The organism is Pantoea wallisii, from assembly GCF_002095485.1.
Taxonomy (GTDB): domain Bacteria; phylum Pseudomonadota; class Gammaproteobacteria; order Enterobacterales; family Enterobacteriaceae; genus Pantoea; species Pantoea wallisii.
Genome location: NZ_MLFS01000003.1, coordinates 80295 through 97886, shown reverse-complemented (window position 1 = coordinate 97886; position 17592 = coordinate 80295). Strand labels below are relative to the sequence as shown.

General features: G+C 57.2%; 14 protein-coding genes. 10 read left to right on the top strand and 4 right to left on the bottom strand.

Going from position 1 to position 17592, the window contains the following annotated elements; translation table 11 throughout:
• Positions 1-9: 9 nt before the first annotated feature.
• The 3 genes from ssuD to ssuE are packed head-to-tail and all read right to left on the bottom strand — an operon-like array spanning position 10 to position 2688.
• Entirely contained in the window at positions 10-1155 is a 1146-nt protein-coding gene (ssuD, locus tag HA48_RS01870) for an FMNH2-dependent alkanesulfonate monooxygenase (protein WP_128599526.1), read from the bottom strand.
• A gap of 11 nt (positions 1156-1166) precedes the next feature.
• The gene (locus HA48_RS01865) at positions 1167-2126 is read right to left on the bottom strand and encodes a sulfonate ABC transporter substrate-binding protein (protein ID WP_128599525.1); all 960 of its coding nucleotides are present in this window, start codon (positions 2124-2126) and stop codon (positions 1167-1169) included.
• 10 nt (positions 2127-2136) lie between these two features.
• On the bottom strand, positions 2137-2688 hold the full coding sequence (gene ssuE, locus HA48_RS01860; protein WP_128599524.1) for an NADPH-dependent FMN reductase: 552 nt from the start codon (positions 2686-2688) through the stop codon (positions 2137-2139).
• Between the two features lie 755 nt (positions 2689-3443).
• Here ssuE and HA48_RS01855 point away from each other — a divergent pair.
• The 5 genes from HA48_RS01855 to HA48_RS01835 all read left to right on the top strand — a co-directional run bounded on the left by HA48_RS01855 (position 3444) and on the right by HA48_RS01835 (position 8746).
• Positions 3444-4229, top strand: coding sequence for a hypothetical protein (locus HA48_RS01855; RefSeq protein WP_128599523.1), 786 nt, complete (start codon positions 3444-3446; stop codon positions 4227-4229).
• A 102-nt stretch (positions 4230-4331) separates the two neighbouring features.
• Positions 4332-5846 (top strand): lipopolysaccharide biosynthesis protein, encoded by a 1515-nt coding sequence (locus HA48_RS01850; protein ID WP_128599522.1) that lies wholly within the window; start codon positions 4332-4334, stop codon positions 5844-5846.
• 2 nt (positions 5847-5848) lie between these two features.
• On the top strand, positions 5849-6847 hold the full coding sequence (locus HA48_RS01845) for a glycosyltransferase family 2 protein (protein WP_128599521.1): 999 nt from the start codon (positions 5849-5851) through the stop codon (positions 6845-6847).
• Between the two features lie 120 nt (positions 6848-6967).
• Positions 6968-7978 carry a quinone-dependent dihydroorotate dehydrogenase gene (gene pyrD, locus HA48_RS01840; RefSeq protein WP_128599520.1) on the top strand — a complete coding sequence of 337 codons (1011 nt, stop codon included), beginning with the start codon at positions 6968-6970 and terminating at the stop codon, positions 7976-7978.
• Positions 7979-8203: 225 nt separating this feature from the next.
• A complete protein-coding gene (locus HA48_RS01835) occupies positions 8204-8746 on the top strand; it encodes a cell division protein ZapC (protein WP_128599519.1) in 543 nt (180 codons plus the stop codon).
• A 3-nt stretch (positions 8747-8749) separates the two neighbouring features.
• Here HA48_RS01835 and HA48_RS01830 read toward each other — a convergent pair whose 3' ends face one another.
• Entirely contained in the window at positions 8750-9859 is a 1110-nt protein-coding gene (locus HA48_RS01830; protein WP_128599518.1) for a YcbX family protein, read from the bottom strand.
• A 96-nt stretch (positions 9860-9955) separates the two neighbouring features.
• Here HA48_RS01830 and rlmKL point away from each other — a divergent pair, with 96 nt between their 5' ends.
• Genes rlmKL through pqiC form a run of 5 tightly spaced genes read left to right on the top strand, consistent with a single transcriptional unit; the run spans position 9956 to position 17467 of the window.
• The gene (rlmKL, locus tag HA48_RS01825) at positions 9956-12073 is read left to right on the top strand and encodes a bifunctional 23S rRNA (guanine(2069)-N(7))-methyltransferase RlmK/23S rRNA (guanine(2445)-N(2))-methyltransferase RlmL (RefSeq protein ID WP_128599517.1); all 2118 of its coding nucleotides are present in this window, start codon (positions 9956-9958) and stop codon (positions 12071-12073) included.
• Between the two features lie 5 nt (positions 12074-12078).
• Positions 12079-13989 carry an ABC transporter ATP-binding protein gene (locus tag HA48_RS01820; protein WP_128599516.1) on the top strand — a complete coding sequence of 637 codons (1911 nt, stop codon included), beginning with the start codon at positions 12079-12081 and terminating at the stop codon, positions 13987-13989.
• 16 nt (positions 13990-14005) lie between these two features.
• Positions 14006-15289: a membrane integrity-associated transporter subunit PqiA gene (pqiA, locus tag HA48_RS01815; protein ID WP_128599515.1), complete on the top strand. Its 1284-nt coding sequence runs from the start codon at positions 14006-14008 to the stop codon at positions 15287-15289.
• Positions 15261-16904: an intermembrane transport protein PqiB gene (gene pqiB / locus HA48_RS01810; RefSeq protein ID WP_128599514.1), complete on the top strand. Its 1644-nt coding sequence runs from the start codon at positions 15261-15263 to the stop codon at positions 16902-16904. Before pqiA ends, pqiB begins: the two co-directional genes overlap by 29 nt.
• Entirely contained in the window at positions 16901-17467 is a 567-nt protein-coding gene (gene pqiC / locus HA48_RS01805; protein ID WP_128599513.1) for a membrane integrity-associated transporter subunit PqiC, read from the top strand. Before pqiB ends, pqiC begins: the two co-directional genes overlap by 4 nt.
• Positions 17468-17592 lie beyond the last annotated feature (125 nt).

Below are 17592 nucleotides of genomic sequence, written 5' to 3'. Positions count from 1 at the left end.
TGCGGCTCCTTAACTCTGTGACACTTTTTGCGGGGTGAAATCATTGGCCACCGCTTCACCGTGCGCGGATACCACACGCGGGGCCGGCACATCAGGAACCGCCAGATCGAGATGCGGGAACAGTAGCTCGCCCACGCGATACGCCTCCTCCAGATGCGGATAGCCGGAAAGAATAAAGGTCTCAATACCGAGATCCTGATACTCCTGCATACGCGCCGCTACCGTGGCGCCATCGCCCACCAGTGCGGTGCCTGCGCCGCCACGCACCAGCCCTACACCGGCCCACAGATTGGGGCTGATCTCCAGCTTGTCACGGCGTCCGCCGTGCAGGGCGGCCATACGCTGTTGGCCTACGGAGTCGGTGCGGGCGAAGGCAGACTGCGCTTTGGCGATAGTGGCATCGTCGAGGTGAGCAATCAGACGATCGGCGGCTTGCCAGGCCTCTTCATTGGTTTCCCGCACAATTACGTGCAGGCGGATGCCAAAGCGCACCGTGCGACCCTGCGCCGCCGCTTTGGCACGTACCTGATCAATTTTCTCTTTCACTAACGCCGGCGGTTCGCCCCACGTGAGATAGACATCAACCTGCTCAGCCGCCAGATCCTGCGCTGCATCTGATGAGCCGCCAAACCACAGCGGGGGACGCGGCTGCTGGACCGGTTTAAACATCAGACGTGCACCGCGCACTTTGACGTACTTACCGTCATAATCGACGGTTTCCCCTTCCGAAACCCGGCGCCAGACGCGGGTAAATTCAGCCGATTCTGCATAGCGCTCACGGTGATCGAGGAACACGCCGTCACCGGCCAGCTCCTCCGGATCGCCGCCGGTCACCAGATTAAACAGCGCACGACCGTTGGACAGGCGATCGAGCGTCGCGGCCTGGCGGGCAGCCTGGGTAGGCGAAATCACGCCGGGGCGCAGCGCGACCAGAAAACGCAGGCGCTGCGTCACCGGGATCAGCGAGGCGGCAACCAGCCAGGCATCTTCACATGACCGACCCGTGGGAATCAGTACCCCACCGAAGCCAAGCCGGTCGGCGGCTTGCGCCACCTGTTGCAGGTAGCCATGATCGACCGGGCGGGCGCCTTCAGCGGTGCCAAGGTAGTGGCCGTCGCCATGGGTCGGAAGAAACCAGAATACGGATACGCTCATGATGTCACTCCTTATGGACGGGCTGATTGGGGATGCCATATGCGGTCAGCAATAGTGACTTTCACCGGCATTAAATGGCTGGCATAGAACAGATCGGCCGTTTGCTGCTGAGCCTGCGCGGTGTGCGCGCTGACCGGCGTAATGGTGGTGGGCGGGCGATGATCAAGGTAGCTGGCGATCACCGGCTGCGGCAGGCCCATCGCCTGGGCCAGCAGCGCGATACTCTGGTCGCGCTGGTTTAACGTCAGGGCATCGGCGTCACTAAAGGTGCGCAGCACCTGCGCGACAACATCGCCATGCGCTTCAGCAAACGCGCGCGTGGCTAAGTAAAACGAACCGGTCAGGTTCAGCGTGCTGCCATCTTTCAGTACGCGTACATTGCCTTGCAGCAGCGCGGCGGAGTAGTAGGGATCCCAGATCGCCCATGCATCAACGTCGCCCTGCTGGAAAGCGGCACGCGCATCTGCAGGGGTCAGGTAGGCGGGCTGAATATCGCTAAAGCTGAGTCCGGCCTCTTTCAGCGCGCGCAGCAGTAAGTTGTGCGAGCTGGACCCTTTCTGGAACGCGACTTTATGGCCTTTCAGATCGGCGACGCTGTGAATCGGGCTCTCTTTCGGCACCAGAATCACTTCAGATTTCGGCTTTGGCGGTTCCGAACCGATATACAGCAGATCGGCACCGGCCGCCTGGGCAAACAGCGGCGGAATATCGCCGGTACTGCCTATATCAATGCTATTGACGTTTAGCGCCTCCAGCATTTGCGGGCCGGCCGGAAATTCAATCCATTTGATCTGCGTATGCGGAAAGCGCTTCTCCAGTAGCTGGTGGGATTTGGCCAGCACCATACTGATGGAGCCTTTCTGGTAGCCAATACGCAGCTGTGCTGGCGTATCGTTCGCCTGAACGGCACCGCTCAGCGCAAACAGAGCGCTGAGCGCCGGTAACAGTAAAGCGGTCACTATCCTTTTCATCGGGGCTCCTTTATACCGCTTGTGCATAGGGCTGATGACGGCGCTGCAGCGCCTGCCAGAAGGTGTCAAGCGCTTCATCAATGCGCTGGTTCAGCAGGTCATCCAGCACGGGCTGACGGTCGTAATCGGTGATCTGCGTGTCGCTGGCGAATACGCCATGCAGCACCTCCTGTGCTTTCAGCGCGTTCAGGACGGGTTTCAGGGCATAATCCACCGCCAGCATGTGCGCCACGCTGCCGCCACTCGCCAGCGGTAGCACCACTTTGTGCGCCAGCGCGCGTTCCGGCAGCAGATCAAGCAGCGTTTTTAACGCGCCAGAAAATGACGCCTTATAAATGGGCGTGGCGACAATCAGGCCGTCAGCCAGCGCGAGATCCGCTTTCAGCGCCGTCAGCGCCGGTGAGTCAAAACGCGCATACAGCAGATCTTCCGGCTGAAAGTTGTGAATATTCCATGGCACAACCTCAACGCCACGCGCTTCCAGCCTCTGCTGGCAAAGGCTTAGCAGCGCCGCCGAGCGCGAAGGAAAGCGAGGACTGCCCGCCAGCGTAATAACCCGCATCGTCACTCCTTATAACTGAAAGTTATTGATTATCTATTATTGAGAACTGATGCGTTTAATCCTGACAGAGCGGGCGGCGAGGCGTAAATGATTTATCCGGCAATGATTAGTCGCAGAGCGGGATTACCCGCGCGCCTGTAAAGAGGAGAGAGTGAAGAAAAAAGGGACGCCTCAGGTTTATCCTAAATCCGCACCCGTTCAGGCCGCTTCATATAAGGGCGCCGCGTCACGCTTTACGTTTTAATGATTAAAAAGCCTGAAGCGTGACATTACTGGAGAGGAAAAAAGCGCCATGACGGAGTCAGTTACACTTTACCGCTGCGTTTTAAATTAAATTCCCGCAGATAACCAGGGAATTATGCGGTGATTCATTTTAATTCCTGCGACAGGGAATCGGATTAATGCCAGAGGAGAAACGTGTTTCTCTTATTTTAAATGGCCTGGCACTGATGAATAAGTGTATCAAAATCCGGATAATTATTAAGAAGTGCATGCGTTGTTATTAATGCTGTAACAGCTGTTGCCGGTTTTATCTGCGGCGGATAACAGTTGCTAAAGAGAAATTAAACATTCAGCGTCTGATAATAAGGCTGCCTGACGAATAGAAAGTAGAATAAGCGTTTAACGACTGTTTATAATCCCTCGAGTTTAATGACGACAGAAACTAACAGCGATTATCTTTGCGTTTATTTACGCTGCGTTTTGCCGCGTGTGTGCCCTGGCCGTTATCCAGTTTTATTCTTAGGGAGATGAATATGGGAAGTTCCGCCCCTGCTCAGCGTTTCGCTGAGCCACCAATGGCTGCGCCGCAGCCGCCACTCGCCGCCCTGGCCTGCTACAGGCTGCAGAGCCCGGCTGCAGGAGATGTCTCTGCCTCTGCGCTGCCGGATTATCCGCAAGGTATATACAGCGAGGATGATTTTCTGCTGTTTGCTGCCGATCCCTGGACGCCTTCCGCCGCGGTACTGGAAGAGATCGCCGGCCTGAGCGACCAGCGCCCGGAGCTCAACTGTTTTCTGATCTCCCTTGCGCCGCGCTCGCTCACCAGCGGTCTGCACGCCTCTGTTCAGCTGTTTCAACAGCTGCAAACGCAGCGCGCCTGGCGCCAAAATAACTTCGCGGTGATCCTGCGCGCCGGGCTGGCGAAGACCGCTGCGCCGCTGGAGACCCTGCAGGATGTGATGCTGGCGGGCCTGTTAAACAGTCAGTCCGTCTGGCTGATCAATGCGGCAGAGGAGAGCGAGGTAACAACAGAAAATCCGGCGCTCGCCTATCAGCAATTTATGTCGGAATATGAGAAAGTCACACGCCTGTCACATTTTATTCCGGAGCGAAACCGCTATCGTCAAAGTTATTTACGCAACGGATTAATGCAATTAGTTCAGCAGGAGTTAAATCACGAGAGCCAATTCTCTGATAATGTGCGATACGCGCTCTCTTACTTTGCCGACGATTTTCCGGCAAAAGGCGTGATGGAGAAACTGATGCTGAAACAACCGGACATCTATTTCTCATTAATGAAAGTGAGAAAAAGTCGCTAACTCAGCGCCAGCGTTAATTTTAAGAATTACTCCCGTGTGCGTTCCGGTATTTTTATGTCAGGCTTACCGCACTGAGAAAAATACCCAGACGCCAGAACCCTTATGTCCATAAAACGTAACGCGATTGCCAACTATGTTGGCCAGATCTATCTGACGCTGTCAGGTATTTTAGTTGTACCGCTCTATATTCAACATTTAGGCATGGAAGCTTACGGTCTCGTTGGCTTCTTCTCTATATTACTCACCTGGCTGCAGCTGCTGGACGCCGGTGTCTCCACGACGCTGATGCGCGAAGCGGCACGCTACCGGGCGAATCAGGCGGAGTTTGTCTGGTTCCCGGCGCTGTTTGCCACGCTGACCAAATTCTTCCTCTTCTCCACCCTTGTGCTGGTGGTGCTCGGCTGGCTGGCCACGCCGTGGATCGCCACGCACTGGCTGGATGCGCGGCATCTGCCGGCAGAGGATGTAGTGATCGCCGTGGCGATTATGGTGATTACCGCGGCGATCCGCTGGCGTACCAGCCCCTACCGCAGTGTGATTGTGGGGTTTGAACATCAGGTCTGGCTCAACGGCGTCAACCTGATCATCACCACGCTGCGCACCTTTGGCGCGGTGCTGGTGATTCAGCTGTTTCCTAACCCGGTGCTGACCTTCTTTGTCTGGCAACTACTGGTTTCCATTGCCGAAGCTGCCTGCTGCATCTGGAAATCCTGTCAGCTGGTGCCACGGGCGGCACGTAAAGAGAAGCGCGACGATCTGAAGGGCGTGCTGAAACCCTTTATTCGTTTCGCGCTAAGCGCCGCTTTCTCCAGCGCCGTCTGGACCTTTATTTCGCAGATCGACCGCCTGGTGCTGTCGAAAACACTGCCGCTCAGTGAATACGGCTCCTTTACTGTGGTTGCCACGGCAGCGACCGGTATTCTGCTGCTCAGCAGCCCGATTATGCAGGCGATTGTCCCACGCATGACCGGCATGAAGACGCGTCAGGAGGGGGATGCGGAGTCACTGAAGCTCTACCGTTACACCACGCAGGCGGTCTCCATCTTTATGGCACCGCTCAGTATTACCATCGCCTGTTACGCCGGGCCGCTGCTGTGGGCGTGGACGCAAAAAAGCCAGATTGTTGATGAGATGTCGTTTGTGCTGAGCCTCTATGCGCTGGGCAGCGGAATCCAGGCTATTTGCGGTTTGCTCTATCACCTGCAGTACGTCAACGGCAATCTCAAGCTGCACATGAAGGGCTTTACCTGCTTTGCCGTGCTGCTGGTGCCGCTCAACATCTGGTGTGCCATCCACTTCGGTGCGCTGGGGACCGGCTGGCTGTGGGTGGGACAGAACATCTTCTATCTGGTCGGCTGGGCGTGGCTGGTGCATCGCCGCTTCGCACCAGGCATTCACTTCACCTGGCTGACGCGTGATGTGGCGCTGATTTGGGCTGTGTCTGGGCTAATCGCCGGGCTCAGCACCTTGCTGCCGATTGACTGGAATCAAAACCGCTGGATCAACCTGCTGTGGCTGGGGCTGATTGGCGCTGTAAACCTTGGTGTGTGCTGCCTGTTGCACAGCCTGGTCCTGAAACGCCTGCGCGCTCCGTTACTGAAAGCAGAGAGAGGATAAACATGACAACCCGTCGCACGCCGACCGTCTCGGTCATTATCCCTAACTGGAACTGCGCGCCGTGGCTGCCGGAAGCGATGAGTTCGCTGCTGCGCCAGTCCTCACCGCCGCAAGAGATCATCATTATTGATGATGGCTCAAAAGATAACAGCGTGGCGTGGCTCAACGCCTTCGCCGCACAGCACCCGCAGGTGACTCTGCTGAGCGGTGAGCGCGGCGGCGTCAGCGCGGCCCGCATGAAGGGGCTTGCGGTGGCGACCGGTGATTTTGTCTACTTCATGGATGCAGACGATTTTGTCTCAACCGATCTGTTCGCTGACTTTCGTCGCGTGCAGGCGCGCCATGACGATCTTGATCTGTTCTGCTTTGGCGCGAAAATGTTCTTCGATCTGCCCGCCGCGCAGCGTCAGTATCAGTCTATTCATCAGCGCCACGTCAGCGGATTAATGCCGGGTGGTAGCGCCAGCCTGCGCACGCTAATCCAGCATCAGTCCGCTCATCGCGTGGTGTGGAGCAGCATTATCTCGCGCCGGCTGATCGATCAGCTTCAGCTGCAGTTCCTGCCGATTCAGAACCATGAAGATGCGCCTTTCATGTTTGCCCTCTACATGCAGGCGCGGAGTTTTTACTGCACCAGCCAGAGCTATTACTACAAGCGCTTTATGCTGACGTCACTGTCGCAGAGCACGCGCGATTTTTCGTGGATAAAAAACTACTTTATCGCCCGCGGCAGCAGCGAGCAGTTCCTGCGTGACCATCAGCTGCCGCTGGATGAAGCGCTGCTGGATGACTACTACCAGACGGTGATGCAGGGCTGCCTGTCGCAGATCCGCTATAACCATGTGAAGGTGCCGCCGGAGTGGCTGCCGCAGGTGAATCAGGTGGTGCGCAAAGTGCTGCAGCGCAGTGCGCGCCATAAGCTGCTGTGGTACTGCCCGACGGTATGGCGCGGTTTACAGGCCTGCCGGAACCGGATCGGACGCTATTCCGCACGTCGCTGACGGCGATCAAATTGTCTGACCCCAGAGTAATTTACTTTTGCGCCAGAGCACCTTACCATTCTGGCGCACAAATTCCCGTGCACCCGACTTTCACGAAGCTTCCGCCATTCAGGAGAGTGCATGTTATATCCTATCGTCCGGCCGGCGCTGTTTAAGCTCGATCCAGAGCGCGCGCACGAACTCACCTTTCAACAATTACGCTTTATCAGCGGCACACCGCTGGAAGGGCTGATTCGCCAGTCGCTGCCGTCCCGTCCGGTTACCTGCATGGGGCTGACGTTCCCGAATGCGCTCGGCCTTGCTGCCGGTCTCGATAAGAATGCAGAGTGTATTGATGCCTTTGGCGCCATGGGGTTTGGTTTCGTTGAAGTGGGTACGGTTACGCCGCGTCCGCAGCCGGGTAATGACAAGCCGCGTATGTTCCGTCTGGTGGAGGCGGAAGGCATTATTAATCGCATGGGATTTAATAATCACGGTGTTGATCATCTGGTCGAAAACGTTAAAAAGGCGCGCTTTAACGGTATCCTCGGCATCAATATTGGTAAAAATAAAGATACGCCTGTTGAACAGGGTAAAGACGATTATCTGATCTGCATGGAGAAGGTCTATGCCCATGCCGGATATATCGCGATCAATATCTCCTCACCCAACACGCCAGGATTACGCACGCTGCAATATGGAGAAGCTCTGGACGATCTGCTGTCAGCGATAAAAGCAAAACAGAAAGCGTTGCAGGCCTCGCACCTGAAATATGTGCCGGTTGCGGTAAAGATTGCGCCGGATCTCTCTGAAGAGGAGTTGATTCAGGTCGCAGACAGTTTAGTTCGTCATCAGATTGATGGTGTTATTGCAACAAACACTACGCTGGATCGTGCGCTGGTGACTGGCCTTAAATATGCCGAAGAGGCGGGTGGATTAAGTGGCCGCCCGGTGCAGTCGCGCAGCACGGAAGTGATCCGTCGCCTGGCACAGGAGCTGCAGGGCCGTCTGCCGATTATTGGCGTGGGCGGCATTGATTCTCTGGTGGCCGCTCGGGAGAAAATGGCGGCGGGCGCCACGCTGGTGCAGATATACTCCGGTTTTATTTATAAAGGTCCGGGTTTAATTAAAGACATCGTGACTCACCTCTAAGACATTTCTCACTTTCCCCGGCCGGGGGGTTTATTTATCCCTCCGGCTCCTTTATATTTTGTCCTGCTGGTGTATTTTTCAGCTTTTCCTTAGAGAATATTTTTAAATTAAGCGCCATTACACCCGAAATAGTGTGGATTGCCGTGAAGCAATCGCAGCAGAGTCAGGCTCTATGAGACCTGAATGCAGACGGGTTTAGCGCAGTGATAAACCACAGGGCACATCATGAAAATAAAACCGGATGACAACTGGCGGTGGTATTTCGACGCAGAACATGACCGCATGATGCTGGATTTGGCCGACGGCATGCTGTTTCGCTCACGTTTCTCGCGCAAGATGCTGACGCCGGATGCCTTTAATGAGTGTGGTTTTTGCGTTGACGATGCGGCGCTTTACTTCTCCTTTGAGGAGCGCTGCCGGCAAAGTGGATTAAAAGGCGATCAGCAAGCGGAGCTGGTATTGAACGCGCTGGTTGCCAGCCGCTTTCTGAAACCACTGATGCCCAAGAGCTGGCACTTTACCCGCTATATCCGCAGCTGGCAGCCCGCCGCAGGTGATATGGTTGCCGTGACGCTGGCCGACAGCGGTGAGCAGGCGCAGCTGCTGGTGGTAGAGAGCGGCGAAAATGCGGCGCTCTGTCTGCTGGCGCAAAATGCACTGACGGTGGCCGGAAAAGGTATGCAGCTTGGTGATGCCATCAAGATCATGAACGACCGCCTGCAGCCGCAGCAGCAGGAACAGCCCGCGCATTATGCCCGGGCAGTGTAACGCTTACACCAAATCAATATCACCTGCCGGAATACAGCTGCAGCTGAGAATAGTGCCGTCATCCCGTACTGCGCTCTGCTTCAGCGCTTTTACCTCGCCTGAGACCAGTGTCATCCTGCAACTGCCGCAAATGCCGGCGCGGCATGAGTAGGGCACGCGGAAACCCTGCATCTCCAGCTGTTCCAGTAAGACCTGCTGGTTGTCGCCGGTAAAGGTGGTGCCCTGGTAGCCAATCGTGACGTTTGCCAGGCTGCTGTTTTTTACCGCCAGCGTCTCCACCACCTCTCCGGGCCCGTAAGCGCGCGGCGTCTGGCGCTCAAGCACCTCCAGCGTGTCGCCCACGCGGATAATGCCGCTGTTAAGCGCTATCAGATTTAAACCAAAATCGATGTCGCCGCTACCGTCCTGCGCGCTGCGAAAACGCTGCAGCGTGGCCAGCGGTTCGCCGTCGGGATGTTTACGGCCGCTCTCGGTGCCCACCGTGGTAAATACGCAGCGGCTGCACGGCTTCGGCATCTCAAATGTAATCTCGCCAATCTTCACCCGTCTCCAGCTGTCCTCTTCCCAGGCGCTGGCGCCGCTGATAATCAGATTGGGCCTGAACTGCTCAACGCGCACGCTGGCCGGGCAGCGCTGCTGCAGATCCTGCAGTGAAGCCATGTTCACCAGCAGATAGGGAAAACCATCGGCAAAGCTGAGCGGGATCGCGTCAAAGCGTTTTACGCGACGGGTTAATTCGTCGCCGACCCAGCGCAGCTGCACCGGACGCGGAAAAAACTGACTCAGCCAGCGGTTGATCGCGTCCGGCGCGATGCGGGCAGTAAAGTGGTTGCCCCACACTTCGGTGGGCGCGGCCTGCGCCGCGAAGTCGGCAAAACGGATCAGCGCCTGGCTGCCGTCCGGCGCGGTAATAAACAGTCCGTCCGGCAGCAGCGCGGGCGTGAAACGCACCATCTCCGGAAACTGACGTGCAGTGATAAAGGTGCCGTCCGGCTCGGTCACCATGAAGATGCGATCGAACGCCAGACCGCTTTCCTGCACCTGCGCGTGCGACAACTGCAAACCCCGCATTGACTTAACCGGGTGAATAAACAGGCGAGAGAGCGTAATCATCGGAACTCCGTGCGGACAAAAAGAAGCTAACTTTATGACATAGGACGCTGATTCGCTATAATGCGCAACAATTTTAGCAAGAGTAAAAGTGACGATATGAATTCTCTGTTTGCCAGTACGGCGCGTGGGCTCGAAGAGCTGTTAAAAACTGAGCTGGACGCGCTGGGTGCGCAGGATTTGCAGGTGGTGCAGGGCGGCGTCCACTTCCGAGCCGACGACCGTGTTATGTACCAAAGCCTGCTGTGGAGCCGTCTGGCTTCACGTATTTTGCTGCCGCTGGGAGAGTTCGGCGTCTGGAGCGATCTCGATCTCTATGTCGGTGCGCAGAGCATCCCGTGGAGTGAGATGTTCGACAGCAATACCACCTTCGCTATTCACTTCAGCGGCACCAATGAGGTGATCCGTAACAGCCAGTTCGGCGCGCTGCGTATTAAAGATGCGATTGTTGATAGCTTTACCCGCCAGAACCTGGAGCGGCCGAGCGTGGATCGTGAGCAGCCGGGTATTCGTATCAACGCCTGGTTAAACAAAGATCGCGTCAGCATCGCGCTGGACCTGAGCGGTACGGCACTGCACCAGCGCGGCTACCGCCAGCAGACCGGCCAGGCACCGCTGAAAGAGAACCTGGCGGCGGCGATTGTGATGCGCGCCGGCTGGCAAAACGGCACGCCACTGGTGGATCCAATGTGTGGTTCCGGCACGCTGCTGATTGAAGCGGCGCTGATCGCCTGCGATCGTGCGCCGGGCCTGCTGCGCTCTCACTGGGGCTTTACCCGCTGGAAAAAACACGATGCGGCGTTGTGGCAGGAGGTGCGCAGCGAGGCACTGCAGCGTGCGCGCACCGGCACGGCAGCGACCACGTCGCGCTTCTTCGGCTATGACAACGACGGCCGCGTGCTGGAGTGGGCGCGTGCCAATGCGCGCCGCGCCGGCGTGTTTGAGCTGTTCACCTTTAACCAGCAGGATGTGCTGAAGCTGAAAAATCCGCTGGCGGGAGAAGCGATCACCGGTACGGTGCTGAGCAACCCGCCGTACGGCGAGCGTCTGGAGAGCGAACCGGCGCTGATTGCGCTCCACAGCCAGCTGGGCCGCATCATGAAACAGCACTTCGGTGGCTGGAATCTGTCGCTGTTCAGCGCTTCGCCAGAGCTGCTGAGCTGCCTGCAGCTGCGTGCGGAGCGCCAGTTCAAAGCGAAAAACGGTCCGCTGGAGTGCGTACAGAAAAATTATCAGCTGGCAGCAAACAGCGCAGAAGGCGGCGCGCAGATCGCCGAAGATTTCGCCAACCGCCTGCGCAAGAATATTAAAAAGCTGGAGAAGTGGGCGCGTCAGTCAAATATTGAATGCTATCGCCTGTATGATGCCGACCTGCCGGAGTACAACGTGGCGGTCGATCGCTATGGCGAGTGGGTGGTGATTCAGGAGTATGCTCCGCCGAAAACCATCGACGCCAGTAAAGCTCGCCAGCGTCTGTTTGATGTCATCAGCGCCACCTTAAGCGTGCTGGAGATCCCGGCGAACCGTCTGGTGCTGAAAACGCGCGAGCGGCAGAAGGGTAAAAACCAGTATCAGAAGCTGAGCGAAAAGGGCGACTTCTTCGAAGTGCAGGAGTTCAACGCGCGCCTGCTGGTGAACCTGACCGACTACCTGGATACGGGCCTGTTCCTGGATCACCGTATCGCTCGCCAGATGCTGGGTCAGATGAGCAAGGGCAAAGACTTCCTGAACCTGTTTGCCTACACCGGCACCGCCAGCGTGCACGCCGGGCTGGGCGGCGCCAAATCCACCACTACGGTTGATATGTCCCGTACCTATCTGGAGTGGGCGGAGCGTAACCTGCGTCTCAACGGTCTGACCGGCCGTCAGCACCGTCTGATGCAGGCAGATTGCCTGAGCTGGCTGCGCGAGAGCGATGAGCAGTTCGACTTAATCTTTATCGATCCGCCGACATTCTCAAACTCCAAACGCATGGAAGACGATTTCGACGTGCAGCGCGACCATCTGATGCTGATGCAGAATCTGAAACGTCTGCTGCGTCGCGGCGGCACTATTATGTTCTCTAACAACAAGCGCGGTTTCAAAATGGATCTGGACGGTCTGGCACGTCTTGGTCTGCAGGCGCAGGAAATTACCCAGAAAACGCTGTCGCAGGATTTTGCGCGCAACCGTCAAATTCACAACTGCTGGCTGGTTAGCCACGCCGGTAAGGAATAAGTTTTATGTCTCTGATCAGTATCCATGGCGCTTACCTCTCATTCAGCGATGCGCCGCTGTTGGATAACACCGAACTGCATATCGAAGAGGGCGAGCGCGTCTGTCTGGTTGGCCGTAACGGTGCCGGTAAGTCCACGCTCATGAAGATCATCAACGGCGAGCAGCCGCTGGATGATGGCCGTATTATTTATGAGCAGGACTTAGTGGTCTCCCGCCTGCAGCAGGACCCGCCGCGCAACATTACCGGTTCGGTGTATGACTTTGTGGCCGAGGGCGTTGCCGAGCAGGCTGAACATCTCAAGGCCTATCACGCGATCTCGCATCTGGTGATGGAAGACCCGAGTGAAAAGAACCTGAATGAGATGGGCCGCCTGCAGACGATTCTGGATCATCAGAACCTGTGGCAGCTTGATTCGCGCATCAACGATGTGCTGCAGCAGATTGGTTTAGCGCCGGATACCGAGCTCTCTTCGCTCTCCGGCGGCTGGCTGCGTAAAGCGGCGCTGGGCCGCGCGCTGGTGAGTAACCCGCGCGTGCTGATGCTGGATGAACCGACCAACCACCTCGATATCGAAACCATCGACTGGCTGGAGACCTTCCTGAAGACCTTCACCGGCAGCATTGTATTTATCTCGCACGACCGCTCCTTCATCCGCAATATGGCGACGCGTATCGTCGATCTGGATCGCGGTAAGCTGGTGTCATGGCCGGGTGATTACGATCAGTTCCTCGTCGGTAAAGAGGAGGCGCTGCGGGTTGAAGAGATGCAGAACGCTGAGTTCGATCGCAAGCTGGCGCAGGAAGAGGTGTGGATTCGCCAGGGCATTAAAGCGCGCCGTACCCGTAATGAAGGGCGCGTACGCGCGCTGAAAGCCCTGCGTCGCGAACGCTCAGAGCGCCGTGACGTAATGGGCAAAGCCAACATGCAGGTTGGCGAAGCGGCGCGCTCCGGCAAAATTGTCTTTGAGCTGGAGAACGTGAACTACAGCGTAGAGGGCAAAACGCTGGTACACGATTTCTCCACCCAGGTACAGCGTGGCGACAAAATTGCGCTTATCGGCCCGAACGGCTGCGGGAAAACCACGCTGCTGCGCCTGATGCTTGACCAGCTCAAAGCCGACAGCGGCCGGGTGCACTGCGGCACCAAGCTTGAGATCGCTTACTTTGACCAGCACCGCGCCGAGCTCGATCCGGACAGAACCGTGATGGATAACCTGGCCGAGGGCAAGCAGGAGGTGATGGTCAACGGTAAACCGCGCCATGTGCTGGGCTATCTGCAGGACTTCCTGTTCCATCCCAAACGCGCCATGACGCCGGTGCGTGCGCTGTCCGGTGGTGAGCGTAACCGCCTGCTGCTGGCGCGTCTGTTCCTCAAGCCCAGCAACCTGCTGATTCTTGATGAACCGACCAACGACCTGGATGTGGAGACGCTGGAGCTGCTGGAGGAGCTGGTGGATGGCTATCAGGGCACCGTGCTGCTGGTGAGCCACGATCGTCAGTTTGTCGATAACACCGTTACCGAGTGCTGGATTTTTGAAGGCAACGGTGAAATCGGTGCGTTTGTCGGCGGGTACCATGATGCGCAGCTGCAGCGTGCCGCCTATAAGCAAACCAAAACGGCCGTGAAAGCGGCAACGCCGGCGGCAAAACCGGCTGAGAAAAACGAGTCCGCCAAACGCAGCGCCGGCAAGCTAAGCTATAACCTGACGCGCGAGCTGGAACAGCTGCCGCAGAAGCTGGAGCAGCTGGAGACGCGCATTGGTGAACTCCAGGCGCAGATGAGCCATCCGGATTTCTTCAGCCAGCCGCATGACAAGACGCAGCCGGTACTGGATGCCCTGGCTGAGACCGAGAAGGCGCTGGAGACAGCATTTCAGCGCTGGGAAGAGCTGGAAGCGCTAAAAAACGGCGCATAACGCAGAGGACATCAGCATGTGTGCAACGCATCAGGCGCAGCATTGGATGCTCTGCCCACACTGTGATTTAACCGTAAAACTGCCCGCCGTACCGGTGGGCAGTCGCGCACGCTGTCCGCGCTGCCATACCACGCTCATCGCCAACTGGCATGAGCCGCGTAAACGCCCTACAGGTTATGCGCTGGCGGCGCTGTTTATGCTGCTGCTGGCGAACCTGTTCCCTTTTATCACCATGCACGTTGCCGGACTGAGCAGCCAGATATCGCTGCCACAGATCCCACAGGTGATGGTGCGTGAGGATTATCGCAGTCTCGCCACGCTGTTTATGCTGTTCGTGCAGGGCATACCGGCGTTCTGCATGATCACCATTCTGCTGCTGGTAAACCCGGTACGCATGCCGCACAGCCTGCGGCTGGGGCTGGCGCGCATACTGTTCCAGCTGCGTAGCTGGGGCATGGCGGAAATCTTTATGGCGGGCGTGCTGGTGAGTTTCGTTAAGCTCATGGCCTACGGTGAAATTGGCCTGGGCAGCAGCTTCTGGCCGTGGTGTCTGTTCTGTGTACTGCAGTTACGGGCATTCCAGTGCGTCGATCGCCGCTGGGTGTGGCAGCGTATCGATCCGCTGCCACCTTTACCGCGGCAGCCGCAGGCGGGTATCAGTGGCTTGCAGCAGGGATTACGCAGCTGCCCCTGCTGTACTGCCATTCTGCCTGCCGCACAGCCACACTGCCCACGCTGTGGCGTGAACGCCGCGCCGCGCCGTCGGCACAGCCTGCAGTGGACGCTGGCGCTGCTGCTGACCTCGGTGATGTTGTATATCCCGTCGAATATCATGCCGATCATGGTGACGGAGACACTTGGCTCGCAATATCCCTCCAACATTATGTCCGGGGTGATCTTGCTGTGGAGCGACGGCTCGTGGCCGGTTGCACTGGTAATTTTTATCGCCAGTATTATGGTGCCTTCGCTGAAGATGGTGGCGATTGGCTGGCTTTGCTGGCACGCCAGCGGACGCGGCCGGCGCGATGGCGAGAAGATGCACCTGGTTTATGAGGTGGTGGAGTTTGTTGGCCGCTGGTCAATGATTGATGTGTTTGTTATCGCTGTGCTCTCTGCGCTGGTGCGTATGGGCCAGCTGATGAGTGTTTATCCTGCGCCGGGCGCGCTGTTATTTGCTTTGGTGGTGATACTAACAATGTTCGCCGCCATGGCATTTGACCCGCGACTGATCTGGGATCGCCTACAGGAAACTGAACCTAAGGAGCCGCGTCTTGACGGACAATCAACACGGCATTGCTAACATCGACCAGATTAAACGCTGGTCGCCGGTCTGGATCGTACCCATTGTTACGCTGTTAATCGGCGGATGGATTCTGTTTTATCACTTCAGCCATCAGGGCCCGCAGGTCACCCTGATTACCGAAAGTGCCGAGGGCATCGTTGCCGGTAAAACCACCATAAAGAGCCGCAGCGTGGATATCGGCACGGTTGAGAGCGCGGTACTGACTGATGATCTGCATCACGTTGAGATCACTGCGCGCCTGAACGCCGGCATGGAAAAACTGCTGCATAAAGATAGCGTGTTTTGGGTAGTGAAACCGCAGGTTGGGCGTGAAGGGATCACCGGACTTGGCACGTTACTCTCGGGCGCCTACATCGAACTGCAGCCGGGCGCAAAGGGCGAGCAGCCGGAGCACTATCAGCTGCTGGATGCACCGCCGCTGGCGCCGCCGGATGCGAAAGGCATCCGCGTCATTCTTGATAGCAAAAAAGCCGGTCAGCTGAATGCGGGCGATCCGGTGCTGTTCCGGGGCTATCGCGTAGGGACGGTGGAGACCAGCAGCTTCGACACCGATAAGCGCATGATGACTTATCAGCTGTTTATCGCCGCGCCGTACGATCGACTGGTCACCACTAACGTGCGCTTCTGGAAGGACAGCGGCATCGCCGTGGACATGTCGGCCTCCGGCATGCGCGTCGAGATGGGCTCGCTGACCACGCTGTTCAGCGGCGGCGTCAGTTTCGACGTTCCGGACGGCTGGGAGCTGGGCGAGCTGGCCAAAAACCAGAGCGATTACCATCTGTTTGACGATCAGCGCAGCATTCAGGATTCGCTCTACACCGCGCATACTGATTTCCTGATGTTCTTCACGGACTCCATTCGCGGCCTGCAGGTGGGGGCGCCGGTTGAGTTCCGTGGCATTCGTCTGGGTACCGTGGCGCAGGTGCCGTATATGATTCCGGGTGTAAACCAGGCGCTGAATACCGACTATCGCGTGCCGGTATTGATCCGTATTGAGCCGGATCGCTTTATCAGCCGGCTGGGTGGGGACTTCAATCTTGAGAAGCATCTGCAGGATGGTAAGCGACGCGGACTGCGCGCCACGCTGAAAACCGGCAACCTGCTGTCAGGCGCGCTGTTTGTCGATCTCGACTTCTATGACAATGCGCCCGCCTATAAAGGCCCGAACGAGGTGGCCGGACTGGAGGTGATTCCAACCGTAAGCGGCGGGCTGAGCCAGATTCAGCAGAAGCTGATGGCCGCGCTGGATAAGATCAACGCCTTGCCACTCAATCCGATGCTGAATGAGGCTACCGGCACCCTGAAAGAGAGCCAGCGCACGCTGCAGCAGATGCAGAAGACGCTGAATAACCTTAATCAAATTACCGGCAGCCCGGCGATGAAAACCTTGCCAGCGGATATGCAGCAAACGCTGCGCGAGCTGAATCGCAGCATGAAAGGGCTGCAGCCGGGCTCGCCCGCCTATAACAAGCTGGTGGGTGATATGCAGCGTCTGGATCAGGTTCTGCGTGAACTGCAGCCGGTGCTGAAAACGCTCAATGCAAAGAGCAACGCACTGGTGTTTGAAGCAAAACCGGGTCAGGACCCACAGCCAAAGAGGGCGAAACAGTGAAAAAAGGGCTGATTATCGGCGCGTTGCTGCTGCTGGCAGGGTGCAGCAGCACCATTGATACCACTTACTATCAGCTGCCTGCGGGCAGCAGTGTGGCGAGCGTGCGGAGTGAAGCCGGCAGCGACCAGCCGATGATATGGGTTGAGCAGGTCAGCGTGCCGGACTATCTGGCAGGTAACGGGCTGGTCTATCAGACCAGCGATGTAAAATATGTTATCGCCGCCAATAACCTGTGGGCCAGCCCGCTGGATCAACAGTTACAGCAGACGTTGGTCACTAATCTGAGCAAGGCGCTGCCGGGTCGGCTGGTGGCCAGCAAACCGGTGGGTGACACGCACGACACGCTCAACGTTAACGTCACAGGGTTCCAGGGACGTTATGATGGCCAGGTGGTGGTCAGCGGTGAGTGGCTGCTGCAGCATCAAGGGCATCTTATCAAACGCGGCTTCAATTTTACGCTGCCGCAAACGGAAGATGGCTACGATGCGCTGGTGCGCACTTTAGCGCTTGGCTGGCAGCAGACGGCACAGCAAATTGCTAATGGCGTAGTCGCACTAAATTAGGAATTGTTCGAAGCTTATGCTAAGTCTCTGAATTGCCGTGCTGCGATAGCGCGTCAGTCAGGGACTTTTTTATTGGCGAATCAGCCAGATATACGCTGCGTTGACAAATTATTATGTCTTTTTAA

Bases quoted from the DNA above. Each gene is read 5' to 3' on its own strand.
- rlmKL (WP_128599517.1), top strand. From the start codon at position 9,956: ATGAATTCTCTGTTTGCCAGTACGGCGCGTGGGCTCGAAGAGCTGTTA.
- HA48_RS01845 (WP_128599521.1), top strand. From the start codon at position 5,849: ATGACAACCCGTCGCACGCCGACCGTCTCGGTCATTATCCCTAACTGG.
- HA48_RS01830 (WP_128599518.1), bottom strand. From the start codon at position 9,859: ATGATTACGCTCTCTCGCCTGTTTATTCACCCGGTTAAGTCAATGCGG.
- HA48_RS01850 (WP_128599522.1), top strand. From the start codon at position 4,332: ATGTCCATAAAACGTAACGCGATTGCCAACTATGTTGGCCAGATCTAT.
- HA48_RS01855 (WP_128599523.1), top strand. From the start codon at position 3,444: ATGGGAAGTTCCGCCCCTGCTCAGCGTTTCGCTGAGCCACCAATGGCT.
- ssuD (WP_128599526.1), bottom strand. From the start codon at position 1,155: ATGAGCGTATCCGTATTCTGGTTTCTTCCGACCCATGGCGACGGCCAC.
- ssuE (WP_128599524.1), bottom strand. From the start codon at position 2,688: ATGCGGGTTATTACGCTGGCGGGCAGTCCTCGCTTTCCTTCGCGCTCG.
- HA48_RS01865 (WP_128599525.1), bottom strand. From the start codon at position 2,126: ATGAAAAGGATAGTGACCGCTTTACTGTTACCGGCGCTCAGCGCTCTG.
- pqiA (WP_128599515.1), top strand. From the start codon at position 14,006: ATGTGTGCAACGCATCAGGCGCAGCATTGGATGCTCTGCCCACACTGT.
- HA48_RS01835 (WP_128599519.1), top strand. From the start codon at position 8,204: ATGAAAATAAAACCGGATGACAACTGGCGGTGGTATTTCGACGCAGAA.
- HA48_RS01820 (WP_128599516.1), top strand. From the start codon at position 12,079: ATGTCTCTGATCAGTATCCATGGCGCTTACCTCTCATTCAGCGATGCG.
- pyrD (WP_128599520.1), top strand. From the start codon at position 6,968: ATGTTATATCCTATCGTCCGGCCGGCGCTGTTTAAGCTCGATCCAGAG.